Source organism: Paenibacillus sp. P4_E11 (genome assembly GCF_056401635.1).
Window position 1 is genome coordinate 1 of sequence record NZ_JBFUIX010000480.1, and the last position, 1,354, is coordinate 1,354.

Genomic DNA, 1,354 nt, shown 5'->3' on the forward strand with positions numbered 1-1,354 from the left:
ACCAAGTTGTGCGGATACATCCTTATGACTTACTGACGATGAGCAGCAACTTGAACCCGTTTCTGCAGGAGCGCAGCTGCTTGAACCAGCATCCACAGTCTGCAAGGCAACTTCCTTATACCGATTACGAACATTTTGACGAATTTCATCGTTGCTCACTTGATTCATGAGAAATCACTCCTTAATGATTTTATGTTAAACGCATTATATATTGGAGCATTTTTTTTACTACATAGTTCGCATCGGCACCAACTCCTCTCAATGTGGCTGATGCAATACCCAGAGGCTAGACCAGCCTGCCCTCCTCCGATTACGATGGAATCTCTAACGTGTTCCATTCAAACGCCTCCAATATTATTTGTAATTTGCAAGTATTATCGAAAAAAAATTACCCGATTGGGGTCGTACAGCATTGGCTGGATTTGGCCATGGCTGCATTCAAAAGCTTGATGGAGCGTATAACAGTCTCTTTCTCAAATTCATTCATGTGAGAAAAAACTTCGTTTAAATAACTATTCATTTGCTGGTCGATCGTCGTGGCTACATATTTTCCCTCTGTCGTCAAAGAGAGGATGAACACTCTCCGGTCATCCGGATCAGGCGTTTTTTTCAATAAATTCATCTTGATTAAGGATTGGACTTGTCGGCTAAAGGTCGTAATATCGGTCCCCAATGCTTCGGCTATTTGCTGAATTGAAGGCTTGTGTTGATGGTCAAMCTCATAGAGAATATGGCTTTGGATCAAGGAAATGTTACAGCCACCAGCAGTACAACAGTTTTTATTAAGAAAGCCAAAACGGCGAGTCATGATCTGAAATAGTTCGCGAGTGTTCTCCATGTCGATTCCCCCTAAGTTAGTTATACATGATTTATTTGCATTATGCAAGTATATAATCAAAAAAGAAAACCACTCGGATAAGTGGTTTCCTGCATGTTTATTGATCAGGATACAAGTTGAGCAGCGATTCCTTCTGTGTAGGCTTAATATCGATTACATGCCGAATTTGTTTGACTTTCAATTCTGCCTCATCGACAGTGTGACATAAACCCAGTTCAAGTAATACCCCTGCTGCTACAGTACCCGTCCTCCCTTTTCCACCACCGCAATGAAAAGCAACCAACTTGTTTTGGCGATAAGCCACTATTACAGCTTGAATGGCTATTTGAAAAGCTTCTTCTTGCGTTTGGGCAGAATTGTCAGATAACGGTATTTGAATCCATTCCACATTTGCCCCTGGATAGGCACATTCAATAGCTTCCCCTCGAAGATCCACAACTACTTCAATTCCTTCATTCTTAACCATGGATTCAACGTCTGCCGCCGCGCCCATGAAAACTTGATCCTGAATTAATG

Annotated in this window: 2 protein-coding genes; both read right to left on the reverse strand. The window is 41.8% G+C overall.

The genetic code is table 11. The features are described 5' to 3' along the window. Window positions 1-388 precede the first annotated feature (388 nt). Complete coding sequence (locus tag AC1DWB_RS35280) at window positions 389-838, reverse strand: MarR family winged helix-turn-helix transcriptional regulator (protein WP_477545726.1); 450 nt, start codon at window positions 836-838, stop codon at window positions 389-391. Between the two features lie 97 nt (window positions 839-935). Next, on the reverse strand, window positions 936-1,354 hold a 419-nt coding region (locus AC1DWB_RS35285), incomplete at its 5' end, for a protein-tyrosine phosphatase family protein (RefSeq protein ID WP_477545727.1).